Below are 14,508 nucleotides of genomic sequence, written 5' to 3'. Positions count from 1 at the left end.
GTAAGGGGTGGAGTTGACCGGTACTAATAGGCCGAGGGCTTGTCCTCATTTGCTCGCGTCCACTGTGTTAGTTCTGAAGTAACGAACTCGCCCGACCTGCATGTTGTGTGGGTTGCCGGCTGGTAGTTCGATATCTTCATAGTGTTTCGGTGGTCATTGCGTTAGGGAAACGCCCGGTTACATTCCGAACCCGGAAGCTAAGCCTTTCAGCGCCGATGGTACTGCAGGGGGGACCCTGTGGGAGAGTAGGACGCCGCCGAACAATTGTTGTGGGAAAGCCCCGTGCCTCTGGTACGGGGCTTTCCTGCGTTCCGGACCGATTCACGACCGATCACGACGGATTCACCAGCCTGCTGTCGTACGCCAGAATGACGGCCTGGACCCGGTCCCTCGCGCCCGTCTTCGCCAGGATGCGGCCCACATGCGTCTTCACCGTCGATTCCGCGAGGTGCAGCCGCGTCGCGATCTCGGTGTTCGTCCAGCCCTGGCCGATGACCGTCAGGATTTCCCGCTCTCGCTCGGTCAGCCGCGCCAGACGCTCGTCGGGTGCAGTCGGTTTCACACCGTCCCCCGTCTCAGGCAGATGCTGCACATAGGTGTCGAGAAGCCTTCGTGTGAGGCTGGGAGCGACGACCGCGTCCCCGGCCGCCACCGCGCGGATGCCGGAGAGGAGTTCCTCCGGCAGGGCGTCCTTGATGAGGAAGCCGCTCGCGCCGGCGCGCAGGCCCTTGTACGCGTACTCGTCGAGGTCGAACGTCGTCACGATCAGGACGCGGGTGCGGGCGCCGGAGGCGACGATGCGGCGGGTCGCCTCGATGCCGTCGAGGCCGGGCATGCGGATGTCCATGAGCACGACGTCGGGACGGTGTTCCCCTGCCGCGCGGACGGCGTCCGTGCCGTTGCCCGCCTCACCCACCACCGTCATGTCGTCCTGGCTCTCCAGCAGCATGCGGAAGCCGAAACGCTGCATGGGCTGGTCGTCGACGATGAGTACGGTCGTCACTGGTCGGTTTCCTTCGGGAGGGAGAGACGGACGCGCCAGCCGCCACCGGGCCGGCAGAGCGGGCCGGCCTCAAGTGTGCCGCCGTACAGGGCGGTTCGTTCCCGCATTCCGGTCAGACCGCGGCCCGGGCCCGAGCCCGGGTCCGCGAAGGTCGACGGAGTGTCTCCGGTGTCGGTGACCGTGACGGTGACGCCGTCGGCGGCGTACCGCACATCCACGGTGGCAGAGGCGCTCGGACCGCCGTGCTTCAGCGTGTTGGTGAGGGCTTCCTGGACGACCCGGTACACCGTCAACTGCTTGCCCGCCGGCAGTGTGCCGGGGGTCCCCTCGACCGTCAGGCCGACCGGCAGTCCGGCTTCCGACACCCGCTCGACCAGCCCGTCCAGGTCGGTCAGATCCGGCTGTGGCGCAAGCTCCGCGACGGGCCGGGTCTCGGCCTCTTCGCGGAGGACGTCGAGCAGCCGGCGCAGCTCCGTCAGAGCCTGGCGGCTGGTGGTGCCGATGGCCTCGAGTGCCTGGGCGGCGCGGTGCGGGGAGCCCGCGGCCGCATAGGCGCCGCCGTCCGCGAGGCCGGTGATGACGGACAGGTTGTGGCCGATGATGTCGTGCATCTCCCGTGCGATACGCGCGCGTTCCGCCGCCGCCGCGAGTTGTGCCTGCTGGTCGCGTTCGATTTCCAGCTGCCTGGCCCGCTCCACCAGTGACGCCAGGTACTCCTTCCGTGAGCGGACCACGAGTCCCAGCAGAGCGACCAGCGCGAAGCTGTCGAGCATCGGCACGAACTGCTGGTCCCAGCTGCCCACCGGGTAGACCGAGGCCCCCACCGCCGGCGGCACGAGCACCGTGCCGAACGACCACACCAGGGTCCGCAGCGGCAGCCGCAGCGCGATGTTGTAGACGGCGATCATCTGGAGGAACGACGCCTGGAGGTGTGCCCCGCTCGCCGCGTTGACCAGTGCGAACGGGAGCATCACGAGCAGCACGGCGAGGGGGTGGGTGCGCCGCCACAGCAGGGGGAGGGAGAAGCCGAGGCTCATCAGGACGACGAGCCAGAGCGGCACTTCGTCGTTGAAGGCCACGTTTCGCCAGCCACCCGCGGCGTCCACCATCGCGGCGAACACGAACGCGCCCGTGAGATGCAGGTCCCAGACCAGCGGACGGCGGCGGTCGACGGAGCGTGTCCGCTCGGTGAGCCGGTGCAGCCGGCGGGTGAGCGGCTGCGCTCCCGTCGACCAGCCCTGCTGCGCGGAGCGGGTCGACGGTCGGTCGTTCCGCTGCCGGGCCATGCGCACCACCCCCATCCCCACATCCTCGTACACGTGCCCGGCCTCAGACGTCCCGGTGCTTGAGCATCGCACCGGCGAGGACCAGCGTCGTCGCCGCCCAGAGGGTCAGCGCCAGCAGCGCTCCGACCGGTGACGCCGCCCCCGGGGCGGGCTGTGCCGACATCAGGGACTCCAGGGCCTTCGCCGGGAAGTACTCCATGGCGTCCGTCACGATGCTGTACGGAAGGAGGGTGATCACCTCGGGCAGGACCATGACACCGCCGACGAACGCCCCGATCGCGCCCGGGACGGACCGTACGAGCGCGCCCAGGCCGAGGGCGGTCAGACCGATCAGGGTGAGCCCGGCGGAGCTGCCCACCAGGGCCCTGACCACGCCCGGATCACCGAGCGACGCCTCCTGGTCGGTGCCGGTGAAGAACAGCTGTGCCGCGGGGAAGGTGACGAAGGCCGTGACGAGCGTGCCGGCGAGGGTGACGGCGCCGAAGACCGCGGCCTTGGACCAGAGCACGGGGAGCCTGCGGGGGACCGTGGTCATCGAGGCGCGGATCATGCCGGTCGAGTACTCGCCGGCGGTGACGAGGATGCCGAGCACGGCGAAGGCGATCTGCGCGAACTGGACGCCGATGAGCGTCAGTACGACGACGTCCACGTCGCCGTCGCCGCCGCCCGACTCGTACGTGGCGCCGATCAGCAGGCCGATGCCGAGGGTGAGGACGCCGGCCGTCAGGAGCGTGATCCACGTGGAGCGCAGCGTCCACAGCTTGTGCCACTCGGAACGCAGCACGCGCTTGGGGGTCAGTGCGTACGCGTTCATGCCGCTGCTCCTTCGAGGCGGGTGGCCTGGTACTCGACCGCGTCGTGCGTGAGGTCCATGAACGCCTGCTCCAGCGAGGCGGTGACCGGGGTGAGTTCGTACAGCGGGATGCCGTGGGCGGCGGCGGTGCGGCCGACGGTCTCGCCGTCCGTGCCGCGTACGAGCAGTTCGCCGGGCGCGGTCCGCTCGACGTCGACATCCGGACCGTCCAGCAGGGGGGCCAGCGTGGCCGCCTCCGGTGAGACCACCTTCACGGCACTCGCGCCGGAGTCCCGTACGAACGCCTCCACGGTCGTGTCGGCGAGCAGCCGGCCGCGGCCGATGATGACGAGGTGGTCGGCGGTGAGGGCCATCTCGCTCATGAGGTGGGAGGAGACGAGTACGGTACGGCCCTCGGCCGCCAGGGACTTCAGGAGCGTCCTGATCCACAGGACGCCTTCCGGGTCGAGGCCGTTGACGGGTTCGTCGAGGATGAGGGTCGCCGGGTCGCCGAGCAGGGCGGCGGCGATGCCGAGACGCTGGCCCATGCCGAGGCTGAAGCCCTTGACCCGGCGTCCTGCCACATCGGTGAGCCCGGTCAGGGCGATGACCTCGTCGACGCGGGAGCGCGGGATGCCGTGGGTGTGCGCGAGGGCCAGGAGATGGTTTCCGGCGGTGCGGCCGGGGTGGATGGAGCGGGCCTCCAGCAGTGCTCCGGCCTCGGTGAGAGGAGCCGGGTGGGCCGCGTAGGCCCGGCCGCCGATCGTGGCGCGGCCGCGGGTGGGGGCGTCGAGACCGAGGAGCATGCGCATGGTGGTGGACTTTCCCGCGCCGTTCGGTCCGAGGAAGCCGGTCACGGAGCCCGGCCTGACACGGAAGGTGAGGTCCTGGACGACGGTCGTGTCGCCGTAGCGTTTGGTGAGTTCGACGGCTTCGATGCCGTGGGGTTCGGTCATGCCGTCGACGCTACGGAGCGGGCCCGGGCCGGGCGTCCGACCGTGGGCGGCAGAGCGGGGAGCGGGGGTAGTACCGGGGTACGACGGAGAAACGGCGTTGCCCGGGTGTGCTGGTCAGGGGCAGTATCAGGGGATGGAATACGTCATCCGCCGCGTGCGTGCCGAGGAGTGGGCCAAGGCCCGTGATCTCCGGCTCCACGCCCTGCGGGACCCGCTCGCCCCCATAGCCTTCTACGAGTCGTACGAGCAGGCTCTCGAACGGCCGGACTCGGCCTGGCAGGAGCGCACGGCGAACGCCGCCGCGGGCGTCGATGTCGTGCAGTTCGTGGCCGAGGCGCCGGGGGGCCGGTGGGACGGCACGGCGTCCGTGTTGGTCGAGCACAAGGGCAGCGCCCTCATCGGTACGCCGGCCCCGGTCGAGCAGACGCATGTGGTGGGCGTGTTCGTACGGCAGGAGGCGCGGGGCAACGGGCTTGCCGAGGCGCTGTTCCGTGCGGCGCTGGAGTGGTCGTGGGCGCTGGACTCGCCGCCTGTGGAGCGGGTGCGGCTGCTGTTCCACTCGGACAACGCCAGGGCGGCCGCGCTCTACCGCAAGGTCGGTTTCGTCCCGAGCGGCGTCAGTGGTCCGGTGCCGGACGACGAGATGGCGCAGGAGTACGAGATCCGGCGCCTGCCTCAGGATTGACAGGCGCTCAGGGCTCGGAGGTGGGCCGGGGTTGCCGGGGTTCGCGGCTCGGGCGTGCGCCGGGGTTGCGGGGATCGGGGCTCAGGGCTCGGTACTCAGCACCGGGGCAGTGGCGCGGTCCAGCGGGCGCGGGCCTGTTCGGGGGAGCGGAGCAGTGCGAGCGTCGGCATGCCCTGGTCCTCGCCGGCCGCCAGCAGCTCGGGGAGTCCGGGGAGCGGGGCGACGGCCGCCACGTCGTCCAGCACGAGAGTCATTGGTGGGTCGAGCCGACCGTCGGATGACCGTGCGGCCATGCGGCGGCCGTGCTCGACCACGTCTGCTGCGAGTGCCGTGAGGAGAGGCATCGCGCCGGGATGGGTGCGAGGATCTTCGATCGGTTCACCCACCACATAAAGCGTGCCCGCTTCGGTCACGAATGATTCCAGTGTGAGCGAATCCGTTCGATTCGCGGTGCATGCCTCGCGGATGTGGACCGAGGAGAGTGCCGACAACGTGCGTGCGGTCAACTCCTGCGCGATCTCTCGCCGTTCGGGGTGGGAGGTGAGGGCAGATTCGAGCAGCCCCGCGAGCCCGCCGGCTGCTTTGGGGTGGGTCCGGAGGATGCGTACGGGCTCGTGGGCGCCGTTGCCCTGAGCCCAGCGGTGGACCTGGCGGAACGGGCGCCCGTCCACGGCCGCGGCGTGCAGCCAGCAGCGCAGGAGCGTTTCCGCGGTGTCCGCCATCGCCGCGTCGATGAGCGCCCGGGGGCGTACGGGCGCGAGGAGGGCGCCGGCGCGGGCGGCGGCCGTCCGGTCGTCCTCGCAGTGGGTTGTCGGCGACCAGTGCAGCCGGGCGGGCGTGTCGCAGAGGTGCCCCGGGTCGTAGACGAGTACGGGCCCCAGCTTGGCGCGTGCGCCCTTGGTCTCGGCCCACACGGCGGGATCGGAGGTCACGACGAGCGCCGGGCCCTCCGCGTCGAGGAGTGCCTGGACGGCGGCCGGGCGCCGGCCGGAGGGATTGCCGTACAGCACCCGGGGTGTCCGGGTGCGGGGTCCCGGGACGGCGGGCAGCGGTGCGGTGGGCAACGTCCCGGGAGCCGCGTCCGCGACGGGAGCGGCGGTGAACGGCGCGGTGGCTACCGGTGTCGCTTCGGCCTGCGTTGGGGCTTCGGCCTGCGGTGCCGCTTCGCCCTGCGGTGCCGTGGTCTTCTCCAGCACTGTCCTCTCTCGCACGGCTTCCCCGTGTACGGGCGGCTCCGGCTCGCGCCCCGGGGCCCGTACGCGCCGGGGCTCACGCGCCGCGGCACGCGCTGCCGCGCGCACTGCCCGCCAGCGCGCCAACGTGCCCAGCGCGAACACCGTCAGCACGATCAGCACCATCAACTGCCCGATGAGCAGCCCCCAGAACGGTCCGTACCCGGAGAGTTCGCCGGGCGGCGTGGCGGGCCAGGCGGCGGCCAGGTCCTGCGGGGCGGCGGCCAGCGCCCGGATGGCCGCCGGGGTGTCGGTGAAGGTGACCCCGGACGGCCAGGAGCCGTGCGTGAACAGACCGGCCAGGCCCGTCGCCGACCAGACGAGCAGCGTCAGGCCGAGGAGGAAGGCCAGCAGCCCGACCAGCAGGCCGTCGGGGACGCCCCCTTCGCGCCGCGTGTGGTCCTTACGGCCGTCCTCGTACATCTCACGCCACCGTCGACTCTGTCGACTCGCCCAGTTGCTGCTGCTCGACGAGTCGTGCGCGCTGTTCCGCCTCCCACTCCGCGGCCTGTACGTGCTCCGGTACGGCGGGCACCGAGGACTCCGTCATGGCGCGGTCGGTGAAGACCAGTGGCCGTTCCGCCTCGGTGATCAGATGCTTGACGACCTGGACGTTTCCGTTGACGTCCCACACCGCGATACCGGGCGTCAGGGTGGGGATGATCTCCACGGCCCAGCGTGGCAGCCCCAGCACCTTGCCGGTGGCCCGTGCCTCGTCGGCCTTCTGGGCGTAGATCGTCCGGGTCGACGCCATCTTGAGGATCGCCGCGGCCTCCTTCGCCGCCGCCCCGTCCACCACGTCGCTCAGGTGGTGGACCACCGCCACGAACGACAGACCGAGCCGCCGTCCGAACTTCAGCAGCCGCTGGAAGAGCTGGGCGACGAACGGGCTGTTGATGATGTGCCACGCCTCCTCCACCAGGAAGATGCGCTTCTTGCGGTCGGGGCGGATCCAGGTGTGCTCCAGCCAGACACCGACGATCGCCATCAGGATGGGCATCGCGATGGAGTTGCGGTCGATGTGCGACAGGTCGAAGACGATGAGCGGCGCGTCGAGGTCGATACCGACGGTGGTCGGCCCGTCGAACATGCCGCGCAGGTCGCCGTCGACGAGCCGGTCCAGGACCAGCGCCACGTCGAGACCCCAGGCGCGGACATCGTCTATGTCGACGTTCATGGCCTCCGCGGATTCCGGCTTCGGGTGACGCAGCTGCTCCACGATGTCGGTGAGGACCGGCTGCCGGTCGGTGACGCTCGCGTTGACGTACGCGTGCGCCACCTTGAGCGCGAAGCCGGCCCGTTCGTCCAGGCCGTGCCCCATGGCGACCTCGATGATCGTGCGGAGCAGCGCCAGCTGGCCGGTCGTGGTGATCGACGGGTCCAGCGGGTTGAGGCGGATGCCGCCGTCGAGGGCGGTCATCGGGTCGAGCCGGATGGGAGTTATTCCCAGCTCCTGCGCGATCAGGTTCCACTCGCCGACGCCGTCCTCGCCCTGGGCGTCGAGCACGACGACCTGGCGGTCGCGGAAGCGCAACTGGCGCAGCACGTACGTCTTCTCGAGGGCCGACTTGCCGTTGCCGGACTCGCCGAGGACGAGCCAGTGGGGGGCGGGGAGCTGCTGCCCGTACAACTGGAAGGGGTCGTAGATGTAGCCCTTGCCGCTGTAGACCTCGCGGCCGATGATCACACCCGAGTCACCGAGGCCGGGTGCGGCGGTCGGCAGGTAGACGGCCTGTGCCTGGCCCGTCGACGTACGGACGGGCAGACGGGTCGTCTCCACCTTCCCGAAGAGGAAGGAGGTGAAGGCATCCGTGAGGATGGACAGCGGATCTCGCATCACACGGGCCCCTATCGGCGGATGCCGGTCGCGAACGGCAGGGTGTTCACAAAGGCCCTGTGGTGCTCGCGGTCGCACCACTCCAGCTTCAGGTACGACTTGCCGGCGGAGGCCCTGATCGTGCGCTTGTCCCTGGCCAGGGCCTCGGGGGAACGCGACGACACAGTGATGTACCCGACGAGGTTGACCCCCGCCGCACCGCTCGCGAGATCTTCACCCCGCTGGTCGAGCCGACCGTGCGCGGCGATGTCACGCGGGTCGATGGTCCGGTTCATCTTCGCGGCGCGGCTGGCGTCCGCCTCGTCGTTGGTCTTCTCGGTCAGCATCCGCTCGATGGCGACCTCGGTGGGCTCCAGGTCCATGGTGACCGCGACCGTACGGATCACGTCCGGAGTGTGGACCAGCAGGGGGGCGAGGAAGTTGACGCCGACGGGCGTCAGCGGCCATTCCTTGACCCACGCGGTCGAGTGGCACCAGGGGGCCCGGGTTGACGACTCCCGGGTCTTCGCCTGGAGATAGGTCGGCTCGACGGCGTCCAGCTCGGCCGGCCAGGCGTTCCGTTTCGTCATCGCCTGGATGTGGTCGATGGGGTGGTCCGGGTCGTACATGGAGTGCACGAGCGACGCGAGGCGGGACTGGCCGAGCGGCTGCCGCACCCGGATGTCGGCCTCCGCCAGCCGCGCGCAGATGTCGGTCAGTTCACGCGCCATGACGACGGCGAGGCCGGCGTCCTTGTCGAGCCGCCGCGCCCCGGAAGCCGCCTTGGCGGCACGGGCCATGGTGTGCGCCTCCGCGGCCAGCTCGCGGGAGTAGTGCATGCACGCCACCAGGTAGGCGCGGTGCTGCTCGCTGGAGGTCGACACCATCGACTGCAGCTGGTCGTACGACTGCTGGAGCCAGCCGGGGGCGTTCCGGTCGCCGCGCTGGGCGACGTCCTTGGCGTGGGCGTCCGGGTCGGCGGGCAGCGTACGTGCCAGCATCTGGATCCGCGTCACGAAGCCGTCGCCGTTGGCGACATGCTTCAGGAGCGTGCCGAAACGGTCGACCAGGGCCTCCTGGTCCTCGCTGTCCCGCAGGCCCACGCCGGGACCCTCGATCTCGATGGCGGCGGTGACGGTCCGGCGGTCGGCGTGCAGCAGCACGGCGATCTCGTCCGGGCCGAACGGTGCGGCGAGCCAGCTGATACGCCCGATACCGGGCGGCGGCCCGACCTCGACCTCCCGGCCGTCGAGGCGGGTGCCCGCCTCGACGGCGCCCGAACGGTAGAGGGTGCCGCCGCTGCGCAGGGACCGTTTGTAGCTGCGGTTGATTTCAAACCATTTGTAGAAGGTGCGCTGCTTGTACGGCACGTAGACGGCGGCGAGCGCCAGCATCGGGAAGCCCATCAGCAGCACGATGCGCAGTGACAGGAAGGGGACCAGCAGCCCGCTCATCATGCCGAGGAACGCGCCGGCGATGATCAGCGCGATCTCGCCGGTCTCACGGTTCTTGCCGATGACCGCGTTCGGTCGGGCCCGGCCGATGAGGTACGTGCGGCGGGGCGTGATCGGATGGGACTGGGTCGTCAACGCCGGCCACCTCCTGTGCTGTTGCGATTGCCGTGCGGGGTCCCGCTCGTCGGACTGCTGCTACGGGGTGCGGGCGCCGCGCCCGCCGCCCCCTCCGACGCACGGCTGCCGTGGGCCGCCATGCCGCCGGAGGCGGGGTTGGCGGGGCGCGGGCTACTGCCGCCCCCGCCGTCGCCGCCGGTGTTCTGGTTGCCGCGGCTGCTGTGGGTCTTGATGCCCTGGGACACGAGCGCCGCGGGGGAGCTGATGACGGCGGCCGCCTTGTTCTCGGCGCCGTTCTGGATGCGGTTGTTGCGGGAGGCGGCGATCTCGTCGCCGAAACCGGGGACGAAGCGGTAGATCATCGCCGACGCGAAGATGGCGAGCAGGATGATCGCCAGCCCGGACACGACGGCGGAGAACGAGTCCGGCCCGCCGTCGGCGGAGAGCGCTCCCGCGAGGCCCAGCACGATCACGATCACCGGCTTGACCAGGATGATCGCGATCATGATCCCGGCCCAGCGCCGGACGTGCCCCCACATGTTCTTGTCGACGAGGCCCGCGTACACGACGACGCCGAGCAGTGCGCCGACGTAGAGCAGCACGGCCCGGATGAACAGCTCGAGGTACAGCACACCGGCGGCGAGGATCGTCACCAGCGACACGACGATCAGCATGATCGGCCCGCCGCCGATGTCGTCGCCCTTGGCGAGCGCCTTGGAGAAGTTCCCGAAGAACATGTCCGTCTGCTGTGCCGTACCGCCCGCGATGACCTCGGTGACGGCGTCGGTCACCGACACGAGCGTGAAGAGGATCAGGGGCGTGAAGGCGGAGGCGAGCACACTCAGCCAGAGGAACCCGACGGCCTCGGACACCGCGGTCATGAACGGCACGCCCCGCACGGCCCGCTTGGCGACGGCCAGCAGCCAGAGCAGCAGCGTGAGGATGGACGCGGCGGCGAAGACGATGGCGTAGTGGGCGAGGAAGGTCAGGTTCGTGAAGTCGACGGTGGCCGTCGACTCGACGGCCTCCGACAGCTTCCCGATCGTCCACGAGGCGGCGTCGGCACAGCCGCGGGCGAGGGCGGAGAGCGGGTCGAGCGCGGCGGAGGGATCGGCGTCCAGCCCGGTCCTGCCGGGGTTGGCGGCGCCTTCGCCGTCTTCGCAGTAGTCGCGGGCGGGGCCACGGATGAGGTCGCAAGGGTCATTGCTCGGTGCGGGCGTCGGTTCGGCGGCGGCTCGAGTCGCCAACGCCACGGCGCCTGCCTGCGTGGTGGCAAACGCAGCTGCGAACAACGCGGCTCGGCGATTAGCGGGCATACGTGAACCCTCCGAACTGCTGCACGGCGTCCGCCATCTCTCGAGCACCTGAAGCCGCTTGGTCCCGGCCGACTGGCACGGGGCCTTCCTTCTGTGTGAAGTCGGCGACCTTCCAGTCACCGTCAACCCATCTCAAGTCGAATGTGTTCGTGTACCAGCTCTCGGTGACCGGGTTCTGGGAGCCCTCGCCCGCAAGCCCGAAGAGGGCCGAGTACCAGACCGAGACGCTCGCCCGGTTCGGCGTGAAGCTTTCAACCTTGGCACCGACCGGATTGAAGCGGGTGATGAAGGTCATTCCGGCAGGCGCCGTGCCGTCCGGCTTCAAACCGATGCCCGTCAGGAACTCTTTGCTGGAATAGACGCTGTCGAGGTCACCACGTCGGGCAGCCGCGACGTCCGGTGCGTACACCGTGTTGACGATCTCGACCCGTCGAGTTTCGTCGAACATGTCGGCCGACCCCAGCGCCACCGCGTAATTCGCCGCCGCGCTCTGCGCCCCCTGCTCGTCCTGCGCATAGCCCGTCGGGATGCCGCCGGTGTTGCCCTTGACCGGGCGGACGCCGGACGGAGCCGTCGGCTGGGCCGCCGGCTCCTTGGCACCGCCCGACGCGTCGTCGTCCCCGCCGTCCCCGCCCCGGTTGGCGAAAGCGATCGCCGCGATCAGCAGCACCACCACACCGAGCACCGTGATGAGGGAGCGTGAGCCGCTGCGCGCAGGGCGGCGGGCGCCTCCGTACACGTCCGGGTCGCCGCTGCCCGGCAGGCGGGTACGCGTCTGGCCGGAGCCGCCGCCCGGCTCGCCGCCGTAGCCGTGATCGTCGCCGAGGCTCATCTCGCCCAGGCCCCCTCAACCAGTGATGGGCGTACTGCTTGCCGTGCGGACAGGGTGTGGTGACTCGACATCAGGGAGACGCAACCTCGAACGGTGGGCCCGGGGCGCGCCCGGAGGACTGACGGGCGCTTACACAGCCATCCCGTAGACGATGGTGAACAAGGTCCCCAGCGACCCGATGATGAAGACACCGGTCAGGCCGGCGACGATCAGGCCCTTGCCCTGTTCGGCGCTGAACGTGTCGCGCAGCGCCGTCGCACCGATGCGCTGCTTGGCCGCTCCCCAGATCGCGATTCCGAGGCAGAGGAGGATGGCAATGGCCATCACGACCTCGATCATCACCCGAGCCTCGTTGCCCAGGCTTCCGAACGGCCCCCAGTTCGGGGCGATTCCGCCGATGATGGTGGTGATGTCGCCCTTTTCCGCTGCCAGGATCATGTAACTCACCGCCCCTGTTGGGTTGTTAGCCGCCCGTGCCGCTCGGCACAGGCTCTTGGGTCCTATCTTCGCTGATGAAACCGCCCGCGTATGCCGACTTGGAGGGTCTCTTTACCCGATCTCCGCACGTATGACCGAACCAGCCGCTCTGACCTGCGGCGGCGCGGTTCGGGTCGGTGCGACTGTCTGCATGGTCACTCTGTGTATCACGGAGGGTGACTTCGGGCAATGACTGTCGTTGTTCCACCTTTGGGATGGTTCGTCCGGGAAGCGCGACGGTCGGGTACGCCGAAGGCGGTGCGGGTCCGAGACCGGACCCGCACCGCCTTGGCTCTCCTGCCTGCCCCTGTGGGGTCAGCCGCTGACCACCATGTAGCCGAGCAGCCCCAGGGCGAGGGCGAGGAGTACGACGAAGGTCACCGTCGCGACCATGCCGCCGGAGTCACCCTTGCGGCGGGCTGCCTTTGCCTCGTTGCGCGCGTCTTTGGTGTCGGGGGTGTCCGTCACGCTCGCGGCGTTCTTCACGTCTTGCTCCTGTGGTGCTGTGTTGCCGGCCCCGCGCGTGGTCACCGGGCGGGGATCTGACCTCAGCCTTCTGGGCTGTGTGACACACAGTAGCGGCGACAGGTCCAGACCACCTTCCCCGGGGTCGCGATCCGGCCGTTCCCGGATGGGCGAGCTCACGGAGGCGCGAGCGCCCTTGGCGCACGCCCCGGAGCCGCGAACATCGAGATCAAGATTGGGAGGGCGGCCCCACGCGCTCACCGACCGGGCGCATCCAGGGGCGGCCGCCCGATGTGGTCGAATTCGCCGGCTCGTACGCCGAGCACGAACGCGTCCCACTTCTCGGGTGTCGTCGTGACGACTCCGCCGACGCGGATCAGGCCGTCGGGGGTGCGGGTGACGTCTATGTCCGGGCTCGGGGCGCCGGTCTTGAGCGCGTGGGTGAGGGAGGCGAAGGCGTCGGGGGTGGTGCGGAGTATGAGCCCGTCCGGATCGCTGCTCTCGGCCAGTTTGACCGAGCCCTCTGAGGCGGTGACGTGTACGCATGACTCGCCTTCGCCGCAGTACGACGACTTCTGCCAGCTGTCTACAAACACGTCCGGTCCCTTCCCAGGCTCTTGGCGATGTTGTGGATGAGGTCTGCGGAAGAGTCCGCGTCCAGTGCGAGGCTTTCCAGCCGGGTGAAGACCTGGCGGTACTTGTCGAGCTGGGCCTCCGCGTCCAGGAGGACGATCCCGTGCGCCTGGTCCAGCTGGACCGTGTCCAGCTGCGGCAACGGGCCGTGTACGTAGTAGAGCGGCTGGCCCGAACCTGGGAACGCGCCTGCCTCGAAGGGCAGCACCAGGATCGTGATGTGGGTGTGCTCCCCCATGTCCAAGAGGTGCTGGAGCTGGCGACCGGCGACGGACGGGCCGCCGAACTTCATCCGCAGGGCGGCCTCGTGAATGATCGCCTGGTACGGCACGGCCTCCTCCCGGAAGAGAACCGCCTGGCGTTTCATGCGGAACGACAGGCGGTGTTCCACGTCGGGTGGGGGTAGGGCGGGCACCACCTGGCGCATGACCTCCAGGGTGTGTTCCCGGGTCTGGAGTAGCCCGGGGATGCCGGAGGTGTGCGCGGTACGCAACCGCTGCCCGTGGTGCTCGAGTTCGGCAAGGTCGAGCAGTCCGCTGGAAAGGACCTCGCGGTACTCCTCCCACCAGCCTCGCTTGCGGTCCCCCGTCATGGCGGCGAGGGCTTCTGTCAGATCGGCGTTCGAGCACTCGTAGAGGCAGGTCAGGGTGCGTACCCGTTCAGCGCTGACGCCGTAACGGCCGGCTTCGATGTTGCTGATCCGTGCCTGATTGCCGCCCAGTAGGGCGGCGGCCTGCGTCGCTGTGAGGCCCGCCCGCTCGCGCAGCTTGCGGAGCTCGGCGCCGAGCCGCTGGCGGCGGGCGGTTGGAGTGGAGCTCGGCGTCATCAACTCTCCCGGGCAGCGTCACCCACACGAGGGTAACTGCGATCAATTCGCTGGATTGCATGGAATGTATTCCATGGCGCGCTCTACGGTGTGACTCAGGCCACCCGCCTGGAAGTACCCCGCTCGACGGAGCGACCTGGTCACCGGGCAACCACCACCGCATCCTCAACGCGACTCCCGACAGGGGAACTTCCATGACCACCGTAGCCCCGCCCTGGACCTACACCCTTCAACTCCCGCAGGATCCCCGGGCGCCCGGCGTCGCCCGGCACATCCTGCGGGCGGTCCTTCACGCCCACCACCTCGCCGGCCTGGCCGAGACCGCGGAGCTGCTCGCCTCCGAGCTTGTCACCAACGCGTACCGCCACACCGAGGGCCCCTACGGGCTCCGGCTGCGCGCCCCCGAGGCGGGGCGGTTGCGGCTCGGGGTGTGGGACACCCACCCCGACATCCCGCCTCCGTTCGCCGGCCTGCCGCGCCGCCCCGCGGCGGACGCCACCGGCGGACGTGGTCTCTGCCTGGTCGCGCACTGCGCGGACGAGTGGGGCGCGACAGCGCTGCCGCAGGGCGGGAAGCTGCTCTGGGTCGAGCTCGGCGGTGGTGCGCGTTGAGCAGGC

The 14,508-nt window shown here is 70.0% G+C and carries 15 protein-coding genes and 1 rRNA gene; 3 read left to right on the top strand and 13 right to left on the bottom strand.

Annotation, left to right across the window (positions count from 1 at the left end; translation table 11 throughout):
* Positions 1-145 precede the first annotated feature (145 nt).
* Positions 146-262, top strand: a 5S ribosomal RNA gene (rrf, locus tag AB0903_RS19930).
* 69 nt (positions 263-331) lie between these two features.
* Here rrf and AB0903_RS19925 read toward each other — a convergent pair.
* Genes AB0903_RS19925 through AB0903_RS19910 form a run of 4 tightly spaced genes read right to left on the bottom strand, consistent with a single transcriptional unit; the run spans position 332 to position 4,038 of the window.
* Positions 332-1,003, bottom strand: a complete 672-nt coding sequence (locus AB0903_RS19925) for a response regulator transcription factor (protein ID WP_366704512.1) — start codon at positions 1,001-1,003, stop codon at positions 332-334.
* Complete coding sequence (locus AB0903_RS19920) at positions 1,000-2,295, bottom strand: histidine kinase (RefSeq protein WP_366704518.1); 1,296 nt, start codon at positions 2,293-2,295, stop codon at positions 1,000-1,002. The genes AB0903_RS19925 and AB0903_RS19920 overlap by 4 nt, the downstream gene beginning before the upstream one ends.
* A 37-nt stretch (positions 2,296-2,332) precedes the next feature.
* Positions 2,333-3,103, bottom strand: coding sequence for an ABC transporter permease (locus AB0903_RS19915; protein ID WP_366704510.1), 771 nt, complete (start codon positions 3,101-3,103; stop codon positions 2,333-2,335).
* Positions 3,100-4,038 carry an ATP-binding cassette domain-containing protein gene (locus AB0903_RS19910; protein WP_366704508.1) on the bottom strand — a complete coding sequence of 313 codons (939 nt, stop codon included), beginning with the start codon at positions 4,036-4,038 and terminating at the stop codon, positions 3,100-3,102. Before AB0903_RS19910 ends, AB0903_RS19915 begins: the two co-directional genes overlap by 4 nt.
* A 133-nt stretch (positions 4,039-4,171) precedes the next feature.
* Here AB0903_RS19910 and AB0903_RS19905 point away from each other — a divergent pair, with 133 nt between their 5' ends.
* The gene (locus AB0903_RS19905; protein ID WP_366704506.1) at positions 4,172-4,723 is read left to right on the top strand and encodes a GNAT family N-acetyltransferase; all 552 of its coding nucleotides are present in this window, start codon (positions 4,172-4,174) and stop codon (positions 4,721-4,723) included.
* 95 nt (positions 4,724-4,818) lie between these two features.
* On the opposite strand, the gene AB0903_RS19900 is transcribed toward AB0903_RS19905, so the two are convergent.
* The 9 genes from AB0903_RS19900 to AB0903_RS19860 all read right to left on the bottom strand — a co-directional run bounded on the left by AB0903_RS19900 (position 4,819) and on the right by AB0903_RS19860 (position 13,891).
* Positions 4,819-6,378, bottom strand: coding sequence for a type VI secretion protein (locus AB0903_RS19900; protein ID WP_366704504.1), 1,560 nt, complete (start codon positions 6,376-6,378; stop codon positions 4,819-4,821).
* A 1-nt stretch (position 6,379) separates the two neighbouring features.
* Positions 6,380-7,792, bottom strand: coding sequence for an ATP-binding protein (locus AB0903_RS19895; protein ID WP_366704502.1), 1,413 nt, complete (start codon positions 7,790-7,792; stop codon positions 6,380-6,382).
* A gap of 11 nt (positions 7,793-7,803) precedes the next feature.
* Positions 7,804-9,360: an SCO6880 family protein gene (locus AB0903_RS19890; RefSeq protein ID WP_366704500.1), complete on the bottom strand. Its 1,557-nt coding sequence runs from the start codon at positions 9,358-9,360 to the stop codon at positions 7,804-7,806.
* Positions 9,357-10,658: a hypothetical protein gene (locus AB0903_RS19885; RefSeq protein ID WP_366704498.1), complete on the bottom strand. Its 1,302-nt coding sequence runs from the start codon at positions 10,656-10,658 to the stop codon at positions 9,357-9,359. The genes AB0903_RS19890 and AB0903_RS19885 overlap by 4 nt, the downstream gene beginning before the upstream one ends.
* Positions 10,648-11,490: a hypothetical protein gene (locus AB0903_RS19880; protein WP_366704496.1), complete on the bottom strand. Its 843-nt coding sequence runs from the start codon at positions 11,488-11,490 to the stop codon at positions 10,648-10,650. Before AB0903_RS19880 ends, AB0903_RS19885 begins: the two co-directional genes overlap by 11 nt.
* Positions 11,491-11,619: 129 nt before the next feature.
* Positions 11,620-11,928, bottom strand: a complete 309-nt coding sequence (locus tag AB0903_RS19875; RefSeq protein WP_005315450.1) for a hypothetical protein — start codon at positions 11,926-11,928, stop codon at positions 11,620-11,622.
* A 354-nt stretch (positions 11,929-12,282) separates the two neighbouring features.
* The gene (locus tag AB0903_RS19870; RefSeq protein WP_366704494.1) at positions 12,283-12,453 is read right to left on the bottom strand and encodes a hypothetical protein; all 171 of its coding nucleotides are present in this window, start codon (positions 12,451-12,453) and stop codon (positions 12,283-12,285) included.
* A gap of 236 nt (positions 12,454-12,689) precedes the next feature.
* Positions 12,690-13,028, bottom strand: a complete 339-nt coding sequence (locus tag AB0903_RS19865) for a DUF397 domain-containing protein (protein WP_366704492.1) — start codon at positions 13,026-13,028, stop codon at positions 12,690-12,692.
* Positions 13,019-13,891 (bottom strand): helix-turn-helix transcriptional regulator, encoded by an 873-nt coding sequence (locus AB0903_RS19860; protein ID WP_366704490.1) that lies wholly within the window; start codon positions 13,889-13,891, stop codon positions 13,019-13,021. The genes AB0903_RS19865 and AB0903_RS19860 overlap by 10 nt, the downstream gene beginning before the upstream one ends.
* A 194-nt stretch (positions 13,892-14,085) precedes the next feature.
* Between AB0903_RS19860 and AB0903_RS19855 the strand changes: the two genes are divergently transcribed.
* Positions 14,086-14,502, top strand: coding sequence for an ATP-binding protein (locus AB0903_RS19855; protein WP_366704488.1), 417 nt, complete (start codon positions 14,086-14,088; stop codon positions 14,500-14,502).
* Positions 14,503-14,508 lie beyond the last annotated feature (6 nt).

The organism is Streptomyces sp. NPDC048389, from assembly GCF_040706335.1.
Taxonomy (GTDB): Bacteria; Actinomycetota; Actinomycetes; order Streptomycetales; family Streptomycetaceae; genus Streptomyces.
Note: the sequence above shows the minus strand (reverse complement) of the source record. Positions and strands in the feature narration are given on the sequence as shown.